General features: G+C 56.1%; 33 protein-coding genes. 14 read left to right on the top strand and 19 right to left on the bottom strand.

Annotated features, from left to right (window positions below; genetic code table 11):
• Positions 1 to 89 precede the first annotated feature (89 nt).
• Positions 90 to 1,034 (top strand): glutathione synthase, encoded by a 945-nt coding sequence (gene gshB, locus DY252_RS01425; protein ID WP_008888785.1) that lies wholly within the window; start codon positions 90 to 92, stop codon positions 1,032 to 1,034.
• A gap of 96 nt (positions 1,035 to 1,130) precedes the next feature.
• On the opposite strand, the gene DY252_RS01420 is transcribed toward gshB, so the two are convergent.
• Positions 1,131 to 1,430, bottom strand: a complete 300-nt coding sequence (locus DY252_RS01420; protein WP_064787942.1) for a cupin domain-containing protein — start codon at positions 1,428 to 1,430, stop codon at positions 1,131 to 1,133.
• A gap of 199 nt (positions 1,431 to 1,629) precedes the next feature.
• Here DY252_RS01420 and DY252_RS01415 point away from each other — a divergent pair, with 199 nt between their 5' ends.
• The 5 genes from DY252_RS01415 to DY252_RS01395 all read left to right on the top strand — a co-directional run bounded on the left by DY252_RS01415 (position 1,630) and on the right by DY252_RS01395 (position 5,211).
• Positions 1,630 to 3,087, top strand: a complete 1,458-nt coding sequence (locus DY252_RS01415) for an alkaline phosphatase D family protein (protein ID WP_064787943.1) — start codon at positions 1,630 to 1,632, stop codon at positions 3,085 to 3,087.
• A 50-nt stretch (positions 3,088 to 3,137) separates the two neighbouring features.
• On the top strand, positions 3,138 to 3,767 hold the full coding sequence (locus DY252_RS01410; RefSeq protein WP_064787944.1) for a glutathione S-transferase N-terminal domain-containing protein: 630 nt from the start codon (positions 3,138 to 3,140) through the stop codon (positions 3,765 to 3,767).
• An 82-nt stretch (positions 3,768 to 3,849) separates the two neighbouring features.
• Positions 3,850 to 4,086: a hypothetical protein gene (locus DY252_RS01405; RefSeq protein ID WP_064787945.1), complete on the top strand. Its 237-nt coding sequence runs from the start codon at positions 3,850 to 3,852 to the stop codon at positions 4,084 to 4,086.
• Between the two features lie 119 nt (positions 4,087 to 4,205).
• Positions 4,206 to 4,688: a GNAT family N-acetyltransferase gene (locus DY252_RS01400; protein ID WP_064788295.1), complete on the top strand. Its 483-nt coding sequence runs from the start codon at positions 4,206 to 4,208 to the stop codon at positions 4,686 to 4,688.
• Between the two features lie 109 nt (positions 4,689 to 4,797).
• On the top strand, positions 4,798 to 5,211 hold the full coding sequence (locus DY252_RS01395) for a hypothetical protein (protein WP_064787946.1): 414 nt from the start codon (positions 4,798 to 4,800) through the stop codon (positions 5,209 to 5,211).
• 24 nt (positions 5,212 to 5,235) lie between these two features.
• Here the strand turns inward: DY252_RS01395 and DY252_RS01390 are convergent, their stop codons facing one another.
• Complete coding sequence (locus DY252_RS01390; protein ID WP_064787947.1) at positions 5,236 to 5,715, bottom strand: MarR family winged helix-turn-helix transcriptional regulator; 480 nt, start codon at positions 5,713 to 5,715, stop codon at positions 5,236 to 5,238.
• Between the two features lie 119 nt (positions 5,716 to 5,834).
• Between DY252_RS01390 and DY252_RS01385 the strand changes: the two genes are divergently transcribed.
• The 4 genes from DY252_RS01385 (at position 5,835) to DY252_RS01370 (ending at position 8,863) form a co-directional block, all read left to right on the top strand.
• Entirely contained in the window at positions 5,835 to 6,308 is a 474-nt protein-coding gene (locus tag DY252_RS01385; protein ID WP_064787948.1) for a VOC family protein, read from the top strand.
• Positions 6,309 to 6,367: 59 nt separating this feature from the next.
• Positions 6,368 to 6,805 carry a YybH family protein gene (locus DY252_RS01380; protein WP_064787949.1) on the top strand — a complete coding sequence of 146 codons (438 nt, stop codon included), beginning with the start codon at positions 6,368 to 6,370 and terminating at the stop codon, positions 6,803 to 6,805.
• A gap of 38 nt (positions 6,806 to 6,843) precedes the next feature.
• A complete protein-coding gene (locus tag DY252_RS01375; RefSeq protein WP_063086252.1) occupies positions 6,844 to 7,251 on the top strand; it encodes a VOC family protein in 408 nt (135 codons plus the stop codon).
• Between the two features lie 100 nt (positions 7,252 to 7,351).
• Positions 7,352 to 8,863 carry a YifB family Mg chelatase-like AAA ATPase gene (locus DY252_RS01370; protein ID WP_064787950.1) on the top strand — a complete coding sequence of 504 codons (1,512 nt, stop codon included), beginning with the start codon at positions 7,352 to 7,354 and terminating at the stop codon, positions 8,861 to 8,863.
• A 29-nt stretch (positions 8,864 to 8,892) separates the two neighbouring features.
• On the opposite strand, the gene DY252_RS01365 is transcribed toward DY252_RS01370, so the two are convergent.
• A complete protein-coding gene (locus DY252_RS01365; protein WP_064788296.1) occupies positions 8,893 to 9,807 on the bottom strand; it encodes a LysR family transcriptional regulator in 915 nt (304 codons plus the stop codon).
• A gap of 112 nt (positions 9,808 to 9,919) precedes the next feature.
• Between DY252_RS01365 and DY252_RS01360 the strand changes: the two genes are divergently transcribed.
• On the top strand, positions 9,920 to 10,696 hold the full coding sequence (locus DY252_RS01360; protein WP_064787951.1) for an SDR family NAD(P)-dependent oxidoreductase: 777 nt from the start codon (positions 9,920 to 9,922) through the stop codon (positions 10,694 to 10,696).
• Positions 10,697 to 10,708: 12 nt separating this feature from the next.
• Entirely contained in the window at positions 10,709 to 11,695 is a 987-nt protein-coding gene (locus tag DY252_RS01355) for an aldo/keto reductase (protein ID WP_063086190.1), read from the top strand.
• Between the two features lie 77 nt (positions 11,696 to 11,772).
• On the opposite strand, the gene DY252_RS01350 is transcribed toward DY252_RS01355, so the two are convergent.
• From DY252_RS01350 to DY252_RS01330, 5 genes are all read right to left on the bottom strand, one after another.
• Positions 11,773 to 12,372: a class I SAM-dependent methyltransferase gene (locus tag DY252_RS01350; RefSeq protein WP_064787952.1), complete on the bottom strand. Its 600-nt coding sequence runs from the start codon at positions 12,370 to 12,372 to the stop codon at positions 11,773 to 11,775.
• Positions 12,373 to 12,521: 149 nt separating this feature from the next.
• On the bottom strand, positions 12,522 to 12,818 hold the full coding sequence (locus DY252_RS01345) for a hypothetical protein (RefSeq protein WP_008888804.1): 297 nt from the start codon (positions 12,816 to 12,818) through the stop codon (positions 12,522 to 12,524).
• A 68-nt stretch (positions 12,819 to 12,886) separates the two neighbouring features.
• A complete protein-coding gene (locus tag DY252_RS01340; protein WP_064788297.1) occupies positions 12,887 to 13,180 on the bottom strand; it encodes a hypothetical protein in 294 nt (97 codons plus the stop codon).
• Between the two features lie 109 nt (positions 13,181 to 13,289).
• Positions 13,290 to 13,808: a GNAT family N-acetyltransferase gene (locus tag DY252_RS01335; RefSeq protein WP_082923370.1), complete on the bottom strand. Its 519-nt coding sequence runs from the start codon at positions 13,806 to 13,808 to the stop codon at positions 13,290 to 13,292.
• Positions 13,809 to 14,005: 197 nt separating this feature from the next.
• Positions 14,006 to 14,746, bottom strand: a complete 741-nt coding sequence (locus DY252_RS01330) for an SDR family oxidoreductase (RefSeq protein WP_064787953.1) — start codon at positions 14,744 to 14,746, stop codon at positions 14,006 to 14,008.
• A 126-nt stretch (positions 14,747 to 14,872) separates the two neighbouring features.
• On the opposite strand from DY252_RS01330, the gene DY252_RS01325 reads away from it, so the two are divergent.
• Positions 14,873 to 15,784: a LysR family transcriptional regulator gene (locus DY252_RS01325; RefSeq protein ID WP_064787954.1), complete on the top strand. Its 912-nt coding sequence runs from the start codon at positions 14,873 to 14,875 to the stop codon at positions 15,782 to 15,784.
• Here the strand turns inward: DY252_RS01325 and DY252_RS01320 are convergent.
• From DY252_RS01320 to DY252_RS01310, 3 genes are all read right to left on the bottom strand, one after another.
• Positions 15,776 to 16,282 (bottom strand): SRPBCC domain-containing protein, encoded by a 507-nt coding sequence (locus DY252_RS01320; protein ID WP_064787955.1) that lies wholly within the window; start codon positions 16,280 to 16,282, stop codon positions 15,776 to 15,778. The two genes, DY252_RS01325 and DY252_RS01320, sit on opposite strands and share 9 nt — an antisense overlap.
• Before the next feature lie 150 nt (positions 16,283 to 16,432).
• Positions 16,433 to 17,380, bottom strand: a complete 948-nt coding sequence (locus DY252_RS01315) for a 2-hydroxyacid dehydrogenase (RefSeq protein ID WP_064787956.1) — start codon at positions 17,378 to 17,380, stop codon at positions 16,433 to 16,435.
• Between the two features lie 436 nt (positions 17,381 to 17,816).
• Positions 17,817 to 18,236: a VOC family protein gene (locus DY252_RS01310; RefSeq protein WP_064787957.1), complete on the bottom strand. Its 420-nt coding sequence runs from the start codon at positions 18,234 to 18,236 to the stop codon at positions 17,817 to 17,819.
• A gap of 109 nt (positions 18,237 to 18,345) precedes the next feature.
• On the opposite strand from DY252_RS01310, the gene DY252_RS01305 reads away from it, so the two are divergent.
• Positions 18,346 to 19,293 (top strand): LysR substrate-binding domain-containing protein, encoded by a 948-nt coding sequence (locus DY252_RS01305; RefSeq protein ID WP_082923371.1) that lies wholly within the window; start codon positions 18,346 to 18,348, stop codon positions 19,291 to 19,293.
• Positions 19,294 to 19,341: 48 nt separating this feature from the next.
• Here the strand turns inward: DY252_RS01305 and DY252_RS01300 are convergent, their stop codons facing one another.
• From DY252_RS01300 to DY252_RS01265, 8 genes are all read right to left on the bottom strand, one after another.
• Entirely contained in the window at positions 19,342 to 19,809 is a 468-nt protein-coding gene (locus DY252_RS01300; RefSeq protein ID WP_231959647.1) for a DUF6314 family protein, read from the bottom strand.
• Between the two features lie 82 nt (positions 19,810 to 19,891).
• A complete protein-coding gene (locus tag DY252_RS01295) occupies positions 19,892 to 20,263 on the bottom strand; it encodes a histidine triad nucleotide-binding protein (protein WP_064787958.1) in 372 nt (123 codons plus the stop codon).
• A 56-nt stretch (positions 20,264 to 20,319) separates the two neighbouring features.
• Positions 20,320 to 20,658, bottom strand: coding sequence for a phosphoribosyl-ATP diphosphatase (locus DY252_RS01290; protein ID WP_064787959.1), 339 nt, complete (start codon positions 20,656 to 20,658; stop codon positions 20,320 to 20,322).
• Between the two features lie 3 nt (positions 20,659 to 20,661).
• Complete coding sequence (gene hisF / locus DY252_RS01285) at positions 20,662 to 21,423, bottom strand: imidazole glycerol phosphate synthase subunit HisF (RefSeq protein ID WP_064787960.1); 762 nt, start codon at positions 21,421 to 21,423, stop codon at positions 20,662 to 20,664.
• A 22-nt stretch (positions 21,424 to 21,445) separates the two neighbouring features.
• Entirely contained in the window at positions 21,446 to 22,174 is a 729-nt protein-coding gene (gene hisA, locus DY252_RS01280; protein WP_064787961.1) for a 1-(5-phosphoribosyl)-5-[(5-phosphoribosylamino)methylideneamino]imidazole-4-carboxamide isomerase, read from the bottom strand.
• Positions 22,171 to 22,725, bottom strand: a complete 555-nt coding sequence (locus DY252_RS01275; protein WP_040822270.1) for a GNAT family N-acetyltransferase — start codon at positions 22,723 to 22,725, stop codon at positions 22,171 to 22,173. The genes hisA and DY252_RS01275 overlap by 4 nt, the downstream gene beginning before the upstream one ends.
• Positions 22,722 to 23,372, bottom strand: coding sequence for an imidazole glycerol phosphate synthase subunit HisH (hisH, locus tag DY252_RS01270; protein ID WP_064787962.1), 651 nt, complete (start codon positions 23,370 to 23,372; stop codon positions 22,722 to 22,724). The genes DY252_RS01275 and hisH overlap by 4 nt, the downstream gene beginning before the upstream one ends.
• Complete coding sequence (locus tag DY252_RS01265) at positions 23,369 to 23,812, bottom strand: DUF2628 domain-containing protein (RefSeq protein ID WP_064787963.1); 444 nt, start codon at positions 23,810 to 23,812, stop codon at positions 23,369 to 23,371. The genes hisH and DY252_RS01265 overlap by 4 nt, the downstream gene beginning before the upstream one ends.
• Positions 23,813 to 23,881: the final 69 nt, after the last annotated feature.

Below are 23,881 nucleotides of genomic sequence, written 5' to 3'. Positions count from 1 at the left end.
TCAAGCCATGCCCGCAAATGACCTTAATTGGCCGTTTTGAGCCTTAATTGCAGGTCATTTGACCACCGGCAAGCAGGAGAACACGTTTAATGAGCCGTATCGTCGCCATCCAGATGGACCCGATCGAGAGCATCGACATCAAGGGGGATTCGACCTTTGTCATGGGCCTTGAAGCCCAGGCGCGGGGATATGATCTTTTGCATTATCATCCCGATGACATGTTCTATGACCGGGGCCGGATCAAGGCGGAAGTCCGTCCGATGACGTTGCGCTACGAACATGGCAACCACCATGATCTGGGCGAAGCACGGGTGATTGATCTGGCGCGCGAAACCGATGTGATCCTGATGCGTCAGGACCCGCCGTTTGACATGAACTATATCACCGCAAGCCATTTGCTTGAGGCGATCCACCCGGAAACCTTTGTGGTCAACCATCCGGGCCATGTCCGCAATGCGCCGGAAAAGATCTTTGTCACCGAATTTCCCGATCTGATGCCGCCGACCCTGATCACGCGGTCGGCAGCCCGCATCAAGGAATTCCGCGAAGAATTCAAGGACATCATCGTCAAGCCGCTGTTTGGCAATGGCGGGGCGGGTGTGTTCCACCTCAAACCCGGTGACGAGAACCTGAATTCGCTGCTGGAACTGTTTGCCGCACAGTCGCGCGAACCGTTGATGGTGCAGGCCTATTTGCCCGATGTGCGCAAGGGCGACAAACGCATCATTCTGGTTGACGGCGAACCCGTGGGCGCGATCAACCGCGTGCCGGCCGAGGGTGAGGCACGTTCGAACATGCATGTTGGCGGTGTGGCCGAGAAATCGATGCTGACCCCGCGCGAACGTGAGATTTGCGATCGCATCGGGCCGGAGCTTAAGAAGCGCGATCTGATCTTTGTCGGGATTGACGTCATCGGCGATTACATGACGGAAATCAACGTCACCTCGCCGACCGGTCTTCAGGAGATCAACCGCTTTGACGGCTCCAAACTGGAAAGCCTGATCTGGGATGCGATTGAAACGCGGCTTGGCTAGGCCGAGCTCCCCATTTCCGTGAAGTTAAAAAAGGGCAGGTGATCATCACCTGCCCTTTTTGTTGGGTGATTTTGTGGGGCTTGAGGCGGGCTTTGATCAGCGCGCCTTGACCTCGACCTCGACAAAGGTGATGGCAAAGTCATTGTTGTTGATCACGTTATGGGACACGCCGGTCTTGCGGGCATAGGATTGCCCTGCGGTCATGTCGGACGGAAACGTTGTGCCGTCATCGTTAACAATGGTCAGGGTACCAGTCGTCATCGGGACGACGACATAATCCATGCCGTGAACATGATCACCGGTTTCGGAGCCGGGCGGGAAGTGCCATTCGGTCACCTTGACGGCATCGTCATCGACCTGGACGGTGGGAATGGCTTTGGGGCGCTGTGCAGTCACTGGGTTTCTCCAATTTTTGCGGTTAACCCGTTGATGATAGCGACAAGTCCCTCATGCTGCTTGCCTTTTTTATGTCGGCGTGTTGTGTGACTTTGACGATGCCGTCGCCGTCCGGTTCCGCTAAGCTGGAACTAACGCGGCGATCAAACGTATGTTTCAAGGGTCAAGTTCACATCATTTTGGCAGGTAATAACAGCGCATGACCAGCTCCGAGGCGACAAAAATCACCGATCAGGATCTTTTCGGGCCGTTCCTGTTTGCCCGGGGTGCTGATGCCAAGACGGCAAAGATCGCCGCCCTTGTGGTTGCCGACGATGGTGCAGAAATCCCGGAATTTCGGGCTAATGGCCGTGATGTCATTGCGCCGTCAAAGCTTGCCAGCCTGTTTGGCCGAAGCTATTGGCGGTTTGATTTTGAGCTGCCGTCAAACCGGGCGGCATCATATAGTTTCGGAAACGAAACATATGAGGTTTGCACCGATCTTGGGGATGATCTTCGCATCGGGTTTGTATCGTGCAATGGTCAGGAAGATGGCGATCTGGACCGGCCGCTTGAAGACCGCAATGCGCTCTGGACGGATTTGGGCAAAGAGCACGCAAAGCAGCCCTTCTCGCTTTTGCTGCATGGTGGCGATCAGATTTACGCCGACGGCGTCTGGGAATGCCACGAGGACATCATTGCCTGGGACAAGGCCGGGCGCAGCGAACGGTTGGCAACCGCCTTTTCCGATGTCATGCACGACGCCGTTTTGAAATTCTATCTTGATCATTATCTGGCGATTTATGGCCAACCGCAGATCCGCCACATGCTCGCACGCGTGCCGTCGCTTATGATGTGGGATGACCATGACATTTTTGATGGCTGGGGCAGTCACAAGAAGTGGTTTCAGGGCAGTGCCGTTGCCAAAGGCATGTTTGCCTGCGCAAGACAGGCCTTTTGCCTGATGCAGCTTGGCTGCAAACCCGATGATTTGCCCGATATGGTCAGGGATCGTGAGGGTATCAGCCTTGGCTGGCGCACCGATTTTCCGGGGGTCAGTATCGTTGCGCCCGATTTGCGATCCGAACGGACACCAAATGACGTGATGGGCGCCCATGGCTGGCGCGATTTGCCCGGGATGCTCAAAACCGTGCCGGATGGCAATCGTATTCTTCTGATGTCGAGTGTGCCGGTGATCGGCCCACGATTATCGTTGATCGAGATGGTGTTGCATCTTTCCCCCCGTGCTCAGAAATACGAGGATGATCTGCGCGATCAGTGGCAAAGCCGCTGGCACCGGCGCGAATGGTGCCGTTTCCTTGAACTGATCGAAGAAATCGCCAACGAGCATGACCACGAGATCACCCTGCTTTCGGGCGAAATCCATGTCGCAACCCGCGGCACCTTTGAAACCAAGGGCAAAACCATCCATCAACTGGTGGCATCGGGCATCTCGCACACCGCACCACCCCCAACCTTTGCCAGGGTTTTGGGCCTTTTGGCATGGATCGGGGAGAACCCGCTTCCGGGTCGGCCGACAGAGTTAAAACCGCTGCCGGAACGCAAAGGTACCTATTGTGCGGCGCGAAATTACCTTACACTGTCACGCAACGACACCAACTGGCATGCCAACTGGCATCTCGAAGGAATTGGCTGGACGCCGGATTTGCGCGTTTGAACGCGTCGTATGGCCGACGGAAATGTGCCAATGGCAAGGGGCTTTGGATCATGATGCAGCTTTATTACGCGCCAACTTCACCCTTCTCGCGCAAGGTGCGCGTTGTCTTGCGTGAGTTGGGTCTGGAAAAACAGATCAGCGAGATCCTGATTGATCCGTGGACGGATGAGGCGCTGCGTGCCCATAACCCGCTTGCCAAAGTGCCGACCCTGATCCTTGAGGATGGCATGGCGGTTTTTGAATCGGCCGTGATCTGTGATTATCTTGACCAGCTTGCCAAATCCCAGGGCATTTCAAAGGGTGTGATCCCCGAAAGCGGCCCGGCCCGCCTCAGTGCATTGAAATGGCAGGGTTTGGCCGATGGCATGATGGCGGCAACCGCCCGGCTTTATGCCGACTCCCAACGCGAAGACGGTGATCGTTCTGAAATCGTAATGGAAAGACAGGCGCAGGCGATTACATCGGGCATTGAGGCGATCCTCGATGGCCTTCCGGCGCTTCGCACCGAGGAGCCACATCTTGGCACCTGGTCGGTGCTGATTGCGCTTTATTACATTGATTTCCGCTGGCCGGACCGGCGGTTTGATATCCCGGTGCGGGTGCGCGACTGGATGGCGATCATGTCGGAACGTGAATCCTTTACCGAGACCACCTTCCACCTGCCCCACGATGGTGATTGATCAGAAAATCCTTCGATTACCTGCGACAAACGCCGCCAGACATGCTATCGCCGCCTTTTGAAGATTGAATTGCGAAAAGCCGATGACCGAACCGACCATTACCAAAGCCATGCGTGAACGCGCCTGGGTCCGTGCTGAACGGATTGAGGGCGAAGACCCCAAGGAAGTGCGCAAGCACAAGGAAAGCGGCATCACCATGAAAAAGGCCAGTTTCGGCAAGTTCCGTAATTTCGGCTGGACCGTGGTTGATGAGGTTGCCGTGCCATGCCGCAAGGAATTCCTTCCGCCGCGCGAAACGGATGACGAATCCTCGGACTAGGCTGCTATCGCAAATGTGATGGCCGATGCCGGTGGGCCTGATTGACAAATTGGCTGATGAAGGGCGCTATGAACCGATGGTTCTTGCGCCTTTTTCTTTGCCTAGTTTGGTCTTGCCTGATGACAACCCGATCCGATGCGATTTCGTTTGGTTCGCTTGACGATATCGCGCCCGAAACCCTGATTGCCCATATGTCCGATCCGCGAATGGCGGAGCATATGCCGTTGCTAAACGGTCCGTGGGATCAGGATGACGTCGCCCGGTTCATCGCGGCCAAGAAAGGCTGTTGGCAACGTGATGGCCTGGGGCATTGGGCGATCTTTTATGATGGCACCTATGTCGGCTGGGGCGGGTTTCAGAAAGAGGGCGATGACTGGGACTATGGGCTGGTGCTGCGGCCTGAATGTTTCGGGCTTGGCATGGCGATCACGCACAAGGCGCTTGAATTTGCCCGATCCGATCCGCGTATCGCCTCTGTGACCTTCCTGTTGCCGCCCACCCGAACCAAGCTTGGCGCACTCAAACGCATGGGTGTGGTCTTTGAGAAAGCCGTTAATTATGAAAGCGAAACGTTTTTGCGTTTTCGCCTCCAGACGTCGTAAGGGCAAGGAGTTTTCCCGCTCTCTAATCGCCTGAAATTAAACCATGCGTTGCGAAATTCTTCGTAAGCGGCCAAGATAAATAACCATTGGTTTTGTGTGCGGGGGGTCCATGGCAGACTTCGAAGTTACGAAGATCCAAGCAGCTGTCCTCCAACTTAATTGGTCGATCAGGTTGTTCCTAGATCATGAAGCCTACATACCATCTATTACACTTGCAGCTGCGGCCGAGGAAATTCTAGGAAAATGCGTTGATGGTAGTGCCGCCCACGCAACACTGAAGAAACGCTTTTCTGAAGAGTTTCAATTGAAAGCGAAGTTGGTTAGCGACGAACATCTAAACAAAGTGCGGAATTGGTTGAAGCACAACCAAAATGGAGATCCATTTGAAAAAGCTTCCATTGATCTCGAGAACGAAGCCATTCAGTTTATAGCACGTGCGCTTTTCAACCTTACTTCCATTTCTCAACCGCTTCCTAGTGAAGGTCAGAGGTTTTTGAGCTTTGTCGGGATTAAGCAGCAATGACAGCGCGTGTTGCCGAAGCATGGTTTAATTTCCGGGTTCCTGAGACAGGTTGATCAGAGCCGCCAGAAGCTGCTTTGGATCAGAGTTGGCGACCTGATTTTCCAGCTGTTGTTGGGTTTCCTGCCAGATCGGGAAGGCGCGACTGAGAAGGTGTAAGCCGTCCTTGGTCAAAGCCAGCAGGCGGCCGCGCTTGTCCTTGGGGTCGGGTGTAATCTCAATCAGTCCACGCCGTTCAAGCGGTTTGAGATTGGCCGTCAAAGTGGTGCGATCCATCGCCAGAAGGTCGGCTACATCTTTCATACGCGGCGGATGCGGACGGTTCAGCGACATCAGCAGCGAATATTGCCCGCTGGTCAGATCAAGGGGGCGAAAGGCGTCATCAAACCGCCTTGCGACGGTGCGGGCTGCACGCCGGACATGCAGGCAAAGGCACGAGTCCCTTACCATTATGGTGTCGGCATAGGGGACGATCTGATCGCTATGGTTGAAATCTTTTTTTGACATGGATAAATTATGTTGATATCAACGTATTTGTCAAATGGGAAAACAAGAAAATGCTGATAAATCGCCCTTTTTGATCGTCGCCGCGTTAAATCCGTTCTGCCTGGCAAGGAGAATGCCCCATGCAGAAGATCAGTCCTTTTTTATGGTTTGATCAAACCGCTGAAGAAGCCGTGAATTTCTATGTTTCGGTATTTGCCGATGCCAAAATCGGCAAAGTCATGCGTGCAAGTGCGGCCGGTCCCGGCCCGGAGGGACGTGTTCTGACCATTGGCTTTGAACTGTTCGGGCAAAGCTTTACCGCGTTCAACTTCCCCACGGATTTCAAGTTTACCGAAGCCGTTTCCTTCGTCGTCGACTGCAAGGACCAGGCAGAGGTCGATTATTACTGGGATTGCCTGTCGGATGGCGGGCAGCCACGCGATTGCGGCTGGGTCAAAGACCGGTTTGGCGTGTTTTGGCAAATCACCCCGACCCGCCTGATTGAATTGATGAGCGATCCGAACCCGGCGATCGCCGCACGCGCGGCAACCGCGATGATGACCATGCAAAAGATCGATATCGCGGCACTTGAACGCGCTGTCGCCGACGGGTGATCAAGCCTGAGCACTCATGAAGCCAAACCCTTCGCACCACCAACGCAAGGATATGTCTGATGTCAGAAAAACAAGCCAAGGATCGCCAGGCGATTGCCGATCTGTTTGATTGTTGGGCGGATGCCAATCGCAGCAAGGATATCGATGCGATCATGGCGCTTTACCACCCCGATATCTGTTCCTATGACGCGGTTGGACCGCTGCAATTCAACGGTGCCGCAGATTACCGCACCCATTGGGAAAAATGCCTGCCCAAGGACGCCGAAATGATTGTCGAGATGCAGACACCAACCATTCGCGTCTCAGGCCATCTTGGTGTTGCGCATTTTCTGATCCGCTGTGGCATGCGCGATCCGGATGGTACCGAACATTCAAGCTGGATGCGCTCAAGCACTCAGCTTGAAAAGCGCGACGGCCAATGGCGCATCGCGCATGAGCATTTTTCCGTGCCGTTTGATTTCGAAAATGGTCAAGCCCAGTTCGGGCTTGAGCCATAGGCCGTGCCCATCAACGCAATCTTACAAAGGAAGCCCCGATGAAAGTGATCAGCTATTTGAATTTTGATGGTAATTGCCGCCCGGCAATGGAGTTTTATCAATCTGTTCTGGGGGGTGAGCTTATCACCATGTCCTATGGCGAAACCCCGATGGCCGAAGAAATGCCCGCCATGGCCGACAAAATGGCCCATGCCTGCCTTGTCGGTGATGGCTGGAACATCATGGCGTCTGACAGCCCATCCGAACATTTCGAGGCGATGAAAGGCATGAACATTTCCATTCATGCCCCGACTGCCGAAAAGGCGCGCGCGTATTTTGACGGGCTTGCGGTGGGTGGCACAGTCATTATGCCGTTCGAAGAAACGTTTTGGTCAAAGGGCTTTGGTCTGGTGACTGACAAGTTCGGCACGCCCTGGATGGTTAATACCGACATGGAACCGGCATAGGCATCGCGACCTGCCAACACCTTGTCCTTGAACGATATGTTGCCTTGATCCCCGTTTCCCGTCAAAGTGATGCAACTTGGGGTTATGGGGGTCAGGCAAATTGACAGCGCGGGTTACCACAGTTGCCTTTGCCGGGATTGAAACGATCCCTGTTGACGTGCAGGTGCAAATGGCAAGTGGCCTTCCGGCCTTTACTGTCGTTGGCCTGCCCGACAAGGCAGTATCCGAGGCCCGTGAACGGGTGCGATCCGCGCTTTCGGCCATGGGATTGGCCCTGCCGCCCAAACGCATCACGATTAATCTCGCCCCGGCCGATTTGCTTAAGGAAGGATCGCATTTCGATCTGCCGATTGCGCTTGGGATCTTGGCCGAGATGGATGTCATCGGCCATGACGATATCGAACGGTTCTTGGTGCTGGGTGAATTGGGGCTCGATGGCAGCATCACCAAGGTTGGTGGGGTTTTGCCCGCCGCCATGGAAGCCGGGATGCAGGAATGCGGCATCATTTGTCCGAACGCCAACGGGGCGGAGGCCCTTTGGGCTGGTGATCTTGAGATTCTTGCCCCCGCAAGCCTTGTAGCCCTGATCAATCATTTCAAAGGCACGCAAATTCTGCCCCGCCCGATCCGGCGTGACACCGACGAGATCAATGATTTCCATGGTGATCTGCGCGATATCAAGGGACAGGAAAGTGCCAAACGCGCGCTTGAGATCGCAGCAGCAGGCGGCCATAACCTTTTGATGTCGGGACCGCCGGGATCGGGGAAATCGATGCTTGCGGCCCGCTTGCCGGGCATTCTGCCGGATCTTGATGCCAGACAGGCACTGGAAACCACGGTTATCCATTCCGTATCCGGAATGTTACCTGAAGGTGGCCTGATCAGAACGCGACCGTTCCGCCAGCCCCATCACTCTGCCTCCATGCCAGCCCTTGTCGGTGGTGGCCATCGCGTCAAGCCGGGCGAGATTTCACTGGCCCACAATGGCGTTCTGTTTTTGGATGAATTGCCGGAATTTCAGCGCAATGTACTGGATGCCCTGCGCCAACCGCTTGAAACCGGGCAGGTATCGGTTGCGCGTGCCAATGCGCATGTGACTTATCCGGCACGTGTGCAACTGGTCGCGGCGATGAACCCGTGCCGGTGTGGTTATCTTGGGGATAATGAACTGGCCTGCACCCGCGCCCCACGCTGTGGCGAGGAATATCAGGCACGGCTTTCAGGGCCACTTCTGGACCGGTTTGATATTCAGATCGAAGTACCGGCGGTCAAGCCCGAAGACCTTGATTTACCTGCCAAAGGCGAAACCAGTCAGGCCGTGCGCGAACGGGTATTTCTGGCCCGTGAATTACAAATGTTGCGATATAAAAACGAAAACATATCGACCAATGCGCTGGCTGATGGCGAAGTCCTGCAGGATGCCGCCGCCCTTGATGCCGAGGGTCGTGGATTATTGCAGGACGCAGCGCGCCAGATGAAGTTGTCAGCCCGCGGATATCACCGGATTTTGCGGGTGGCGCGCACCATTGCCGATCTGGCCGGAAGTGCGGCTGTCAAGCGTGGCCATATCGCCGAGGCGCTGAATTACCGCCAGATGGTCTATCGGCGCTAATCCATCATCGTCGGACGACCCGGGTGTGATCAAATGCGCGACAGGCCGTTCTGTTTGCGGATGATGTTGATCAGGCCGCGCAAGCCCGGATGATTGTTGTGGCGGCTGCTGTAATACATATGGAAGGGATCATCAGATGATGCATGGTCTTCCAGCACGATTTCAAGCTGTCCGCTGGCGAGTTCACCGGCAATGCGCGATTCCAGCAAATAGGCCAGTCCAAGCCCGGCTTTTGCGGCCGAGATCGTTGTTGCCGTGTCCTGAATGGTGATGTGGCCCGGCACGCGGTAGCTTTTCTGATCGGGGCCAGCGCCAAGCTCCCAGGGAAACGGCGAATTGTCGCCCAGAAGAAGCTGCAGGCATGTGTGATTGCGCAGATCTTCGGGGGTATCGGGTTTTCCGTGTCGGGCAAGGTAATCCGGTGCGCCAGCCACGACCCAGCGCTGGGGTCCGCTGAGTGCGACGGCAACCATGTCTTCGGGGACCAGATGGCCAAACCGGATGCCGGCATCATATCCTTCGGCGACGATATCAATCGGCCGGTTTTCAACGATTATGCTGAGGCTGACGTCGCGAAAGGTTTTGGCAAATTCCGGCAATGCCGGGGCGATCAGAAGGTGTGCGGCATCGGAAAAGGCGTTGATGCGGACCTCGCCAAAGCTGGCGGCACCGGGGGCATCCAGCGTCTGGAGGGCTTCATCAAGTTTGTCAAAGCCCTCGGCAAGCTTGGTTGCAAGGTCCTGACCCAGTTCGGTTGCCACGATCGCCCGGGTCGTACGATTGATCAGCTTTACGCCAAGGCGGCTTTCCAGACGGCGGATCGCGTGACTTGCCGCCGACGGCGAAAGACCGAATTCAATCGCTGCCGCCTTGAAGCTCTGGCGGCGGACAATCGCCAGAAACAGGCGTAGATCGGCAAACTCCGCGCGGTCGATTCCAGCCAAGTTGAACTCCATTCACTTTGTGGATGATTTCAGTTCATGAAAAACCATACCACACGGGGCGGTGCAACAAGTAATCTGGCCAAAAGTCAGACAATTTAGCCGGAGGAATACGATGAGTGATATTCAGGCAGTCAGGATTCCAGACCTGATGTCGCGCCGTGTTTTGGTAACCGGGGGCTCGACCGGGATCGGAGCCGAGATTGTCAGGGGGTTTGCCGCACAGGGTGCGAAGGTTGCCCTTCATTACAATGAAAGCGGTGATGCAGCACGCGCCCTTCAGGCAGAGTTTCCCGAGCATGTCGTAGCTGTTCAGGGCGATATGAGTGAAACGGGTACACCGACGAGAGTTGTCAGGGAAGCCGCCCGGATGCTTGGCGGGCTGGATGGCCTGATCAACAATGCCGGCGGCATGCTGGGCCGTGTGCCGACGACCGAGGTTGAACCCGAGCATGTTGACCGTGTCTTTGCCCTGAATGGCAAATCGGTCTGGGAAGCCACCGTGGCGGCATATCCGTACCTCAAAGCGTCAGAGAACGGCTTTGTGGTTAACACGACATCGATTGCCGCACGCAATGGCGGCGGGGGTGGTGCTGTGCTGTATGCGGCGGCAAAATCCTTCGTCAGCAGCCTGACACGTGGACAGGCCAAGGAATTTGTGGCGGACGGCATTCGCGTGAACGCCGTTTCGCCGGGTCTTATCCAGACGCCGTTTCATGACCGATATACACCGCCAGATGTTTTGGCCGCGCAAAGCGCAACAGTCCCGATGGGCCGCGTGGGCCGCCCGGATGAATGTGTCGGGGCGTTCCTGTTTCTCGCCTCGAACGCTATGGCGGGCTACATCACAGGCCAGATCATCGAGGTCAATGGCGGCCAGTTAATGCCTTAGGAGCAAAGATATATGAACTACAGAAAATTTGGGAAGACAGGCCGCACGGTCTCGGAAGTCGGTTTCGGTGCCTGGGCCATTGGTGGCGCGTGGGGCGATGTTTCAGAGGCTGACGCGCGCGCGGCCCTGCATGCCGCCCTTGATAACGGCACGACTTTTATCGATACCGCCGATGTTTACGGTGATGGCCGGTCGGAAAAAATCATCGCCGATGTCATGAAAGAACGCGGTGGCGAACGCCCGTTCATCGCAACCAAGGCCGGACGTCGGTTGGATCCACATGTGTCCGAGGGGTACAACAAACAGAATCTGACAGCGTTTGTTGAAAGGAGCCTTAAGAACCTTGCGACGGATTGTCTTGATCTTGTGCAGCTTCATTGCCCGCCGACAGAGGTTTTCTATCGCCCGGATGTGTTCGAGGTGATGGAGGAGATGGTCACCGCCGGGAAAATCCGTAATTACGGTGTTTCGGTCGAGAAGGTCGAAGAAGGCCTCAAAGCCATCGAATATCCCGGGGTTGCGTCGGTTCAGATCATTTACAACATCTTCCGCCAACGCCCTTCCGGACTTTTCTTCCGCGAGGCAAAGGCAAAGAATGTCGGGGTGATTGTCCGTGTGCCGCTGGCGTCAGGCCTTTTGACCGGCAAGATGACCAAGGACACCGCCTTTGCTGCAGACGACCACCGTGCGTTTAACCGCAATGGCGAGGCGTTTGACAAAGGCGAAACATTCGCCGGTGTGCCGTTTGATGTTGCGCTTGAAGCTGTTGAGGAAATCCGCCGGCTGGTTCCCGACAATATCACCATGGCGCAGTTTGCCCTGCGCTGGATTTTGATGGAAGAAGCCGTTGGTGTTGTGATCCCGGGGGCAAAGAATGCAGCCCAGGCCGCGGCAAATGCGGCGGCAAGTGATGTGGCACCGCTGCCCTCAGAGGTGATCGGTGAATTGCGCAACATCTATGAGCAGCGCATCGCCCCGCACGTTCATCATTTGTGGTGATCACACGTTTCCATCGGCCTTAAACGGCGATCATACAGAAAAAGGGGCACCATACCGTTGGTGCCTCTTTTTGCGTTTCAGGCGGATTTGCGGACTTCGCTTACGATTTCCGGGCGGCTTTTGCGTTCGATCTTATAGACTGACGAGGGCGGGACATTGCGCACCGTGGTGCCGATGCGTGTTGCCTGAAGATCAAGGCGGGCCAGGATGGCCTCAGGAACCGGGCAGCGCGGGCCATAGGTGAACTGGTAAAACGCACCATCTTCGCGCAGATATTCAAAACTGCCCGACAAGATTCCCATGATCTGGCGCGGTGACATCGACAGAAGCGGCAGGCCGCTAATCGCGCTTGCCAGTTCGCCGGCGCCAAACAGGCCCTTTTTACCCAAACGGCAGGCATCCATTTGCAGGATGCGGGCCTTTGGATAGCGTTCGGAAAGCAGGCGGGAGAAACCCGGTCCGGCTTCGATCAATGTCAGGTCATCTTCACGCAAGCCGCGATCAAGAAGTGCACGGGTAAACACACCTGTCCCCGGTCCGAGTTCCAGAACCGGGGTGCTTTGGGTGTTGATTTCGGATGTGATCAGCCGCGCCAGCGCCGGGCTTGAGGGCGAAATGGCGGATATTTTTCTGGGATCGGTGACCCAGGCGCGAATGAAAGGCAAAAAGTCCGACATCGAATGAAATGCCCCACTTGGTAAAGGGATGGCGCTTAAACTGCCTACCCTTTATGTCGCTTCGGGCTCTTATTTGTGTTCATTTTGCGAAATGCCACCCGGCAATTTGTCCATATGGGAACGTGCAAGGTGGCGTTCAACGCAATTGGTTACGCAGCCCGATTACGGCGCAGAACATCAATGATTTCGGCCTTGTGCGGATCGGCATGAAATGCATCGGCCATGATCATCACACCCTTGGTGCCATCATTGGCCTCGATCATGAACAGGGTTGCCTCGTCACCCGGATCGGTGCCTTGGTCGGTACTGTTGGAATGGACAAGGCGCAGCTCGTCCGGGGTATAAAGCTTGCCGGTGCCGTCACTGCGTACACCGCCCTCCTCGGCCATGAAATGATGTTCAAAACCGTGTTCTTTGGCGTTTGCCTGAAGATCAGCCAAGGTCATTGCGGGCCTCCTCGATCAAAAATTGTCTGATAAAGGCAAAACGCAAATCCTGGCTGCTTGTTCCGAAATCAGCTGTGCTTGCGGCGAAGACTGTCGATCAGATCGGCCTTGTTGCGGTCGGTATCAAAGCTGTTGGGCACAATCAGCATGCCGCGCGTGCCATCGCTGGCCTCGATCATGTAAAGGGTGGCGTCATCGCCCGGGTCGGTTCCGGCATCGACAGAACGGGAATCGATGATCGTCAAATCATCGGCGCTATATTTCGCCTGTTTGCCATCGCATGTGACATGGTTGTCCGATGCGCTGAACACATGCGAAAAGCCGCGTTCACGGGCCAAATCCTGTAATTCGCTCAAGTTCATGATGGTCCTCCGTTCGATGGATGCAGCCGTAAGGCCAACAATCATCAGACCCTATCACGAAATGCGCCCGGCGTATTTGCGTGTGCGCAATCTGGCAGAAATCCGGGGCCTATTTGGGGTCAAGAGCCATCTTCATGCCCTCGTGGCTGGCGACAAATCCAAGCCGTTCATAGAAGCGATGAGCATCCTTGCGGGTTTTATCCGTGGTGAACTGTATCAACGCCGCGCCAAGTGATTTCGAAATCGAAATGGATTGCTTGATCAGTTTTTCGCCGATCTTCTGGCCGCGGGTACGGCTTGCCACCCGCACCCCTTCGATCTGGGCGCGCAGTTGGCCACGGCGCGACAAACCGGCAATCAGGGTCAGCTGCAAACAGCCGACAATATCCGTGCCCTGAAGGGCAAGCAGATACTTGTTGGGCAGCGCATCGGTTGACTGGGACGCCATGGCATCAAATGCGGCGTAATAGGCATCCGGAAGCGGATCGCCAAGTTCCTCGCGGGTTTTGCCTTTTTCATCATCGGCCAGAAGGGTAACGATGGCAGGCAAATCATCGCGGGTGGCATAGCGAAACGTGATGTCATCGGATTTTGTGGTGGTGGTAGTGGTGGCGGCGGCGTTCGACATTGCGGGATCCCTTTGCTGATGGCGGGCCATCATGGGCAAAGCCGGGGATCAAGGCAATATGGCAATGACGCCGCCGTTTGTGCACCAGGCGGCGTCATTGCCGGTAATGCGGGGCCCAAGGCCAAAGACCGGCACGGGGATGGGGGAAATCATGCCAATATCAAACCAGGAACCCCGGCAAGCAGGGTTTGTGGAGGTCAGGCAAGGCCGCCATTGGCACGGATGGTCTGACCATCGACCCAGCCGGAATCCGGCCCGGCGAGGAAGGACACCACACCGGCGATGTCATCAGGTTCACCAAGCCGTTCGAGCGGGGGCATCTTTGCGAAATTGGCAATCTGTTCGTCGGTCTTACCGTTCAGGAACAGTTCGGTTGCCACCGGGCCCGGCGCAACGGCATTGACCGTGATCTGGCGACCGCGCAGTTCCTTGGCGAAAACGCCAGTCATTGCCTCGACCGCGGCCTTGGTGGCGTTATAGACGGCATAGCCCGGCAGTTTGAGGTGAAGTGCGGTAGTCGAGAAATTGATCACCCGACCATGGTCACGCAGGTGTTTTGCACCTTCGCGCAACATGTTGAAGGTGCCGCGCACATTGATGTCCATCATCGCGTCATAGGTGGCATCATCCATGTCGGCAATCGGGGTGGTCGTCATGACACCGGCGTTATTGACGATGACATCAACGCCGCCAAACTCGGCGATGGTTTTGTCAAACAGGGCCTTAACCGCATCCGGCCGGGCAATATCCGCCTTGATTGCGAGGGCCTTGTGGCCCTGGGATTTCAGGGTTTCAGCCAGTTCTTCTGCCGGGGCGGCAGAGCTGGCATAGTTGATGACAACGTTAAAGCCATCCGCCGCCAGACGTTTGGCAAGCGCCACGCCAATGCCGCGTGATGCGCCGGTGATGATGGCAGTTTTGTTTTCAGGGACAGACATAAAAAGTCTCCTTGGTGGTTAAGGGGGCCTCAAGGGCATGGGCCCACTATGCCCAAGATGACTTTTTGGATAATTAGGTTATATTCGACATCATTATTCGAAATTGAATAACAATCAGGATGGCGAATGGACCGGTTTGAGGAAATGCGCAACTTCGTGCGCGTGGTGGAGCGCAAAAGCTTCACCAAGGCGGCGAGTGATCTTTTGATTCCGCGTGCGACCATGACCAATTCCATTCAGCGGTTGGAAGAACGGCTGGGCACCCGGTTGCTGGAACGCACAACGCGCACCGTCAACCCGACCCGCGACGGGGATGCCTACTACCAACGCTGTGTGCGGATCCTGGCCGATCTGGAAGAGGCCGATGGCAGCTTTACCAATGCCGATCCCAAAGGGTTGCTCAGGGTTAATTTGCAAGGCACGCTGGCGCGGACCTTTATCATCCCGGCACTCTCGGAATTTCGCGATCGCTATCCGGGGATTGAGCTGGTGCTGGCCGATGGTGACCGGTTTGTTGATTTGGTGCATGAAGGGTTTGATTGCGTGTTGCGCAGTGGTGATCTTGCCAGTTCATCGATGATTGGGCGCAGGCTTGCCCTTCTGCACGAGGCCACCGTTGCCAGCCCCGATTACATTGCGCGCATCGGTATGCCCGAAACCCTTTCCGACCTTAAAAGCCAGGGCCACCAGATGGTTTGTTTTTTATCCGGTGCGGATGACAAGCCGATCCCGCTTGATTTCAGGGTCGATGGCAAACTTTGCGAGATCATGCTGCCGGCCAGTATTTCAGTGACCGGAGCGGACAGCTATGCCGCCTGTGCCACGGCAGGTTTGGGGATTGTCCAGGTGCCGCGCTATCGCGTGGCCGATGACCTTAAATCCGGCAAACTGATTGAAATCCTGCCCGATTTCCCGCCCGATCCGATGCCGGTTTCGGTGCTGTATCCGCAAAACCGGCAGCTTTCGGCGCGTGTGCGGGTGTTTGTCGACTGGCTGACTGAATTGCTGGCCGGGCTTGATTTTGCCGGGTCAGGCTAGGTTTGAGCCGCGTGAAAGCAGTTTGATCCGGTTTCGTAATGATACTAGATGCGCCTGCCAGTAATGGGTCATCATCGGCTTGAAACGGTTGTCATTCAGGCCATTGCGCCCGGGATGGGCTATCGAAAGCTTTTCAAGGCTAAGATGTTCAAGCGTGATGCGGGTGTAATCGCCAAGCCCGCTAAAGCGGATATCGACCAATGTTGCCGGTTCTTTTGGGTCGGCCATAGGCCATTGCCATTCAAAGGCAAGGCGTTTGGCGGGCTCCCATTTGGTGACCTTACCGGCGCGCACGATGAAATCCGGACGGCGTTTATCGACTTCCTGCAAATAGCGCACGCCATTTTCCGTCCCAAATTCCATGATGCCCGGACGATTGCCAAGCAGGCGGTTGCGCGGCCCCTGTTTCCACCACTGATCAATGTCGCCTGTGAACTGTTCAAAGGCGGTGGCGGCATCGCATTCAACACGAAGCGCAACAAAGGTTTTGGCTGACATCGAAAATCCCGTTTAACAGCAATGACGCCGACCTCGCGGGTGGCTGTTCCTGTTTTGCAGAAAGCCCGTGGGCGGACAAGCAAAACCCGATCCGGCAGGCATAATGCGCCGGATCGGGTTTGAAGGGTGTGTGGTTTGACGTCTAGCGGCTTAGTAGCCGACCTCGCGGTTCACAAGCCCGCGCGGGGTTTCGCCGCGGGCCAGACGATCAAGGTTTTCGGCAATCTGATCGACCGATTCTTCAAACCGGGTGGCGGCCGCGATGTGCGGCGTAATGCGGATTTTGGCATGGTCCCAGAACGGGTGGCTTTCAGGCAGCGGTTCGGTTGCCGCAACATCCAGAAACGCGCCACGCAGATGGCCGGTATCAATGGCACGCAGCAAGTCGGCCTCATTGATCATCGCCCCACGGGCGGCATTGATGATCGCGGCCCCCTTGGGCAGGAAGGATAGCGTGCTGCTATTAAGCACATTTTCGGTTTCCGATGTGCGTGGCAGAAGGCAGATCAGGATATCGGACTGACCGAGGAATTCGGCCAGCGTTTCCTTGCCGGCATAGGTTGAAATGCCTTCAATCGCCTTCATCGAGCGGCTCCAGCCCGAAACGGTAAAGCCGAGATTGGAAAGGGATGTCGCAACCGCCGAGCCCAGTGCGCCAAGCCCCATGACACCGACCCGGCACCGCGAAATGCGTGCGACGTCATGCTGGGTCCAGTCGGCCTTGGCCTGCTGGGCGCTATAAACATCAAAGTCGCGCATGAAATGAAGCGCGGCATAAAGGTGATATTGCACCATCTGATCGGCCATCCCGGCATCTTCCAGACGAATGACCGGCAGTTCCTTGGGCAGGCTGGGGGAGGAAACAACATGATCGACCCCGGCACCGAGCGAGAAGATGGCCTTAAGGTTCGGAAGCGTCTTGATCAGACCCTGCGGCTGTTTCCAGAACAGGGCATAGTCAATCGTTTCAGGATCGTAATCGTCTTCCTCGGTCACGATATTGGCGTCCGGCAGGCGGTCAACCATCACGCTTTTCCACTTTTGATCGTCGCCGGCAGCGGAAATCAGAATATTGAGCGGGGCGTTGGTGGTTGCCATCGGGGTCTCCTGGTCAAAACGTCGAAAGTTGGGGCGATGAAAAAGGTTTGCACATATCAAACGCGCCAGAGCGCAAAGCGTTCCGGCGCGTCAATTAGGCGCTTAATTCACAGTCTGTCACGGACCGGCCTGCTTTCACAAGGCCGGGTCGGCACTGGGTTTGTGCAGACTAAAGCGTTTTGCATTTAATCTGCACCATTTTGCCGGAGATAACCTTTTGTCCAGCTAGGAAGGGGCCGCCGGACGTAGCGGGGCTACGTTCAAGGGCCTTGACGCTGCGGGGGGAGAAGGTTATCCCGGCCCGAAGGGTTTGATTTTGGCGGCGTTTCGCAGCGTTACACCGTTTGACCGATGCGCCGCATCGCTCTGCACGTTGTGCCTTGCCAAACGGTACGCCAAAAACAAACATAATGGAGCAGATTAAACGCAAAACGCTTTAATGGGCAAAGATCATCGCCGGATCGCGGAAGGTTTTGAATTCAAGACCATTTCCCGCCGGGTCTTCGACAAAGAAGGTGCCCTGCTCGCCCGGTTCACCCTTGAAGCGGATCTTGGGTTCCAGCAGGAATTTGACATTGGCCGCCTTCAGCTTGTCGGCCAATTCGTGCCATTTTTTCCATTCCAGAACCGCCCCGAAATGCGGGATCGGCACTGCATCACCATCGACATTACCGGCGCCGCTGTTCTGACCCGCTTCCGGGCGGACATGGGCAGAAAGCTGATGTCCGAAGAAATCAAAATCAATCCAGGCCTCGGTCGAGCGGCCCTCATCACAGCCGAGGATATCGATATAGAACGCGCGGGTGTCAGCTATCGATTTGATCAGGAAGGCCAGATGGAACGGGGGCAGCGACATGGGTGTCTCCTAGATAATCTAATGCTGTGTTGTTAGAGACAGTCTAAATCAGCATAATACCGGGCGTAAAATCAGAAGTTCTGAATTTAGGATCAGGAAAACTATCGATATGGCGCTGCGCCCGACCACCCCACCGCTCAATGCCCTGCGTGCGTTCGAAGCCGCTGCCCGGCTTGGCAGTTTTGCCCGTGCGGCCGAGGAGCTTTCTGTGACATCGGGCGCGATCAGCCAGCAGGTCGCCAATCTGGAAGCCAGCCTTGGCATGACTTTGTTCGAGCGAAATGGCCCGAAACTTACCTTGCGCGAAGCCGGACGGGCGTACTTGCCCAGTCTGCGCCGGGCGCTGGACGAGATTGAGGCCGCCACCCTTGATCTGGTCACCCATGGCGCGGGGGAGCGGAAACTTGTCATTGGTGCACTGCATACCTTGGCCAGCAGCTGGTTGATTCCCAGATTAAATCGATTTCAAAACGAACATCCCGATATCCGCCCAGTGATCGAAACCCTGGCGCTTAATTTCGCCACCCCGGAACGCAGCCCGGACCTAGGTGCGCGCCAGATGGATGTCGGGCTTTATTTCGGTGATGGTCGCTGGCCCGGGATGATCTGCGACAAGCTTTTTGATGAAATTCAAGTGGTTGTTGGCAAACCCGGATATGTTGCCTTAGGTGATGCGACAGGCGAAAACCGCCCTGTTGATCCGTCAGAATTGATCGGTCGCTACCCGCGACTGGTCCACACCACCCGGCCCAAGGCATGGCATGACTGGGCGCAGGCCAATGGTGTTGCCATCACCGGTGCCCCCGGTCCCGCGTTCGAGCACTTCTTCATGCTGATCGAAGCCGCCAAGGCTGGCATGGGAATCGCCCTGTTACCAAGGGTTTTGATTGAAGGACCTCTTGCCAAAGGCAGTCTTGAAATCGTCAGCGAGGCACGGCTGAGATCCAGCGGCGCATATTATCTGATCACGCCGGAAAACCGTCAGGACGTGCCGGAAGTCCGCGCCTTTCGCCACTGGGTGCTCGGTTTGGAAAGTCAATCTGGATTGTCAGAATAAAGCGGCAAGTATTTGAAATTATGGACAAATATTCCGTATTTCTGGATGCTAGGCGCGGCGATAGATGCTGTGCAGCAGGTGATCCTTCTTCGGACCGGTGATTTTTATTTTTGTTTCGAAATGATCTGGCCCGTTCCAGATCATGCAATGGTGATAGAAGTCCTCCCCACAGGGGTGAATGTCGCGGGCACAAACACCCTCTTCTCCCTCTTCGCCAAATTGCAGCAGCACATAGCGATTGCCGAAACTCAAAGGGTCGCGAAACAGAAGTTCGATTGCTGCGGGGTCCTCGTGCAGGACAAAGTCATATTCCCGATAGCCATCAAACCGCTTGCCGTCCGGGCGGGTCAGAAACCCTTCCTCACGATAGCGCAGCACATTGGGTTGGGCCGGATCGGCGGCATGAAACGTGACATCGCCGGTAAACTGCCCGGCTTCGCCCAGATCGCGCACAAGCTTCCAGTTGCCCGGAATGGCTTGGAAAATCTCGGATGCGTTGGGGATGTTGGATGCCATCGGTGATTTCAGATACATGTCAGGACAAAAAAGGCAGGGCGCGGAATGCGGAGCCCTGCCTTTTTAACGGGTTTCCAGTCGCTTAGGCGCCCGGCAGCATCCGCGGGAGTTTCTCACCGCCAAGGATATGCACATGCAGGTGCGGGACGTCCTGGCGGCCGTGTTCGCGGGTGTTGGCGATCAGGCGGTAGCCGTCTTCAACGACGCCAGCTTCCTTGGAGATTTTACCAATCGCGCGGGTATAGGCGACGATTTCGGCGTCCGAGGCATTAAGCGCAAAGTCGTCATAGCTGGTGTAGGACCCTTTGGGGATGACCAGCACATGGGTCGGGGCCTGCGGCGCGATATCGTTAAACGCCAGCACATGGTCATCTTCATAGACCTTGGTGCACGGGATTTCACCGCGCAGGATTTTGGCAAAGATGTTTTCCGGATCGTAGGGCTGAACGGCCATGGTGATGCTCCTGATACCTTGTCGGGACATTGCCCGGATAGTTGAGGCTTTATGCCTTAATCTTTGCTGCGCGATGCCTTTTCGGCAATACCTGAAATGCCCTGCCGTTCCGCCAGGATCTTCCAGACGTCTTCGGGCGTCACCCCCTGATCGGCCCAAAGTACGGTCAGATGATAAAGCAGGTCTGCACTTTCGGATGCGACCTTTTCCGGGGTTTCGGCAAGGGCGGCAATCACGGTTTCAAAGCCCTCTTCGCCGACTTTCTGGGCGATTTTGGCGGTACCCTTGGCAAACAGCTTGGCGGTATAGCTGGTGTCCGGATCGGCCCCCTTGCGGGCAGAAACGGTTGCGTAAAGCGCATCAAGGATGTGTTGGCCTTTATCGGTGTCAGCCATTTTTCAGTCCTCTCTGACCGGGATACCGGCGGCTTTCATGTGGTCTTTGACCTCGCGAATGCGGTAGGTGCCGAAATGGAAGATCGAGGCAGCAAGAACCGCTGATGCATGCGCATCGCGCACGCCTTCGACCATGTGATCAAGCGTCCCCACCCCGCCCGAGGCAATGACGGGCACATGCACGGCATCGGCAATGGTTTTGGTCAGCGGGATGTTAAAGCCCGACTGGGTGCCATCGCGATCCATCGAGGTGACAAGAAGCTCACCCGCACCGTATTCCACCATTTGTTTCGCAAATGCAACGGCATCAATCCCGGTCGGTTCACGCCCGCCATGGGTAAAGATTTCAAACGTGTCCGGGCCGGTTGATTTGGCATCAATCGAGACCACAATGCATTGCGATCCGAACTTGCGCGCGGCTTCGCGCACGAAATCGGGGTTTTTGACGGCGGCCGTGTTGATCGAAACCTTGTCCGCACCGGCCAGAAGCAGTTTGCGGATGTCTTCAAGGGTGCGCACGCCGCCACCCACCGTGACCGGCATAAAGCAGGCCTCGGCAGTGCGGGCGACCACGTCAAAGATAGTATCGCGGTTATCGCTTGATGCGGTGATATCAAGGAAGCAGAGCTCGTCCGCGCCCTCGGCATCGTAAATCCGGGCCTGTTCGACCGGATCGCCGGCATCGATCAGATCGACGAAATTGACCCCTTTGACGACGCGGCCGTCCTTGACGTCAAGACAGGGAATGACACGGGTTTTCAGCATGGTCTGTTTCCTGTTGGGTCGGTTACGAAAGGGCCGCGATGGCCTCTGCCAGATCAATGCGGCCATCATAAAGCGCACGACCGGAAATCGCGCCATCAATGCCGGCATCTGTGTGTTTTTTGACCGCGATCAGATCATCCAGCGATGAAACCCCGCCCGATACAATTACCGGGGTCGAGATTTCCGATGCTAGGGCCACGGTGCTCTCGATATTCGGGCCGCCCATCGCACCATCCCGGTCGATGTCGGTAAAGATGATGGCAGCCACACCGCAATCCTCAAATTTCTTGGCGAGCTCTAGGGCCGTGACCTCAGACGTCTCCGCCCAGCCTTCAACCGCGACATAGCCATCACGGGCATCAATGCCGACAGCCACCCGGCCCGGCCATTTTGCGCAGGCTTCCTTAACAAAATCCGGATTGCGAAGGGCGACGGTACCCAGGATCACACGCGTGATACCTTTATTGAGCCAATAATCAACTGTTTCCATGGTGCGGATGCCGCCACCAAGCTGCGTCTGGGCCTTGCCCGACACGGCGGCAAGGATGGAGTCCACAGCCGCCCCATTAACCGGTTCACCGGCAAAGGCGCCGTTCAGATCAACGATATGAACCCAATGGCAGCCCGCTTGCACAAATTCACCGGCCTGTGCGCCCGGATCGTCGTTAAACACGGTTGCCTTGTCCATGTCGCCGCGAAGCAGGCGCACGCATGCGCCATCTTTCAGGTCAATTGCGGGATAAAGGTTCACTGATCGGTGTCCTGTATTTTCTTGGTGTAGTAATAGCCTTCGACCATCTTGCCATCGACCATCGCGTAATAGGGATTGATGCCCCAACGGACATATCCAAGCCCGTTATAGAGTGCGATGGCGGCTTCCTGGGTTTCGCGAAGGTCGAGTTTCAAAACGCTATAGCCCGCTTCACGGGCGAAATATTCAATCGAACGTACGATCGCCTTGCCGTTGCCGCGCCCACGCGCCCAAGGGGCGACGAAATGGCCGGAAATCTGGGCGGAATGACGCTGTGCTTCGAGGTTGGCCGGTGTTTCGATCAACTGGGCGGCACCGGAAATAATGCCATCAACGCGCGACACAAAAAGATGACGACCGGGCATCAGCAACACACCGCGCCAGTATTTTTCCATGTCCGGACGGTCCGGCGGTGTCAACCAGCCAAAGCCGCCACCTTCGACAATCGCCTGCGTACAGGCATCGACGATATCGGAAATGTCGCCTGCGGTCAGTTCGGTCACGCGTTCGGCAATGACGCCCGGCTGAATGGTATCAGATGGTGCGATCATGGCTTCCACCCCAGGAAGTTCCCGATGATGGTAAGCCCGGTTTTCTGGCTTTTTTCCGGGTGGAACTGGGTGCCGATCATGTTGTCACGCCCGATCATTGCGGTGATGTTCCCGCCATAGGAAACCGATGCCAGTCGCTGATCGGGGTTGGAGACATGCATGTGATAGCTGTGCACGAAATAGGCGTGATCGCCATCCGAAATGCCGTTAAGCACCGGGTGTGCTTTGCCCGCTGGATCAAGAACCAGTTCGTTCCAGCCCATATGCGGGATTTTAAGGCTCGGGTCGCTGGGCTCGATGGCCACGACTTCGCCAGAAATCCAGTCAAGGCCGTCAGTGACGACAAATTCGCGACCGACGGTCGACATCAACTGCATTCCAACACAGATGCCAAAGAACGGCTTGCCGCCTTTGATCACCTGTTCGGTGAGGACATCAACCATGCCGGTCACAGCATCAAGACCCGCACGGCAATCGGCATAGGCGCCAACGCCCGGAAGCACGATATGGCTGGCGTTGCGGACCTTTTCCGGGTCATCGGTGACAATGATCTCGTCAGAAAAGCCGGTTTCACGTGCAGCACGCTCGAACGCCTTGGCGCACGAGCGCAGATTGCCGGAACCGTAATCTATAATCGCAACACTCATGGGTAGGATGGGCTCCCGGTTGAGGGGGTGGAGGGTGCGGCTGACATGGCGTGTGGGACGCGCAGCCGTGAATTTTTTGAACGCTCAAAGCAGCGATGTTCGGCGTCAGTCTCATCATGGCCTGCGACGATATCGACCATCTTCCAGCCTTTTGCGGCCAGTTTGCGCCGACGCAGGTCATTGGCGATCAGGCCAAAGCCGATGCCGGTCACAAGGGCGAGCGCAAAGTCCATTTCAGGCCCGCCGTCAAATAGCTCGACAGCAAAGGTGCAAAGAAATGAAACCGCGACAAGGCCGAAAAAGCCCAGCCAAAGCCGATGGTACAACGCCCAAAGGCCCGAAAGCAGAAAGGCCCAGAAGTTGAAGCCTTCGCGGATCAGGATGGCGTTTTCCATCGGGTCGGCATCGCCGGGATGGGTATGGACTGTGTAAACCTTCATCGAAAACCGGTTCTCTGGACCGGTGGCAGAGTTTTGTCTGCTGTGCCACCGGTGTATTTTCGATCAGAT

This window comes from Thalassospira indica (assembly GCF_003403095.1).
In the GTDB taxonomy this organism is placed as follows: Bacteria; Pseudomonadota; Alphaproteobacteria; order Rhodospirillales; family Thalassospiraceae; genus Thalassospira; species Thalassospira indica.
The sequence above is the reverse complement of the archived record's forward strand: the minus strand, read 5'-3'. Positions and strand labels throughout refer to the sequence as shown.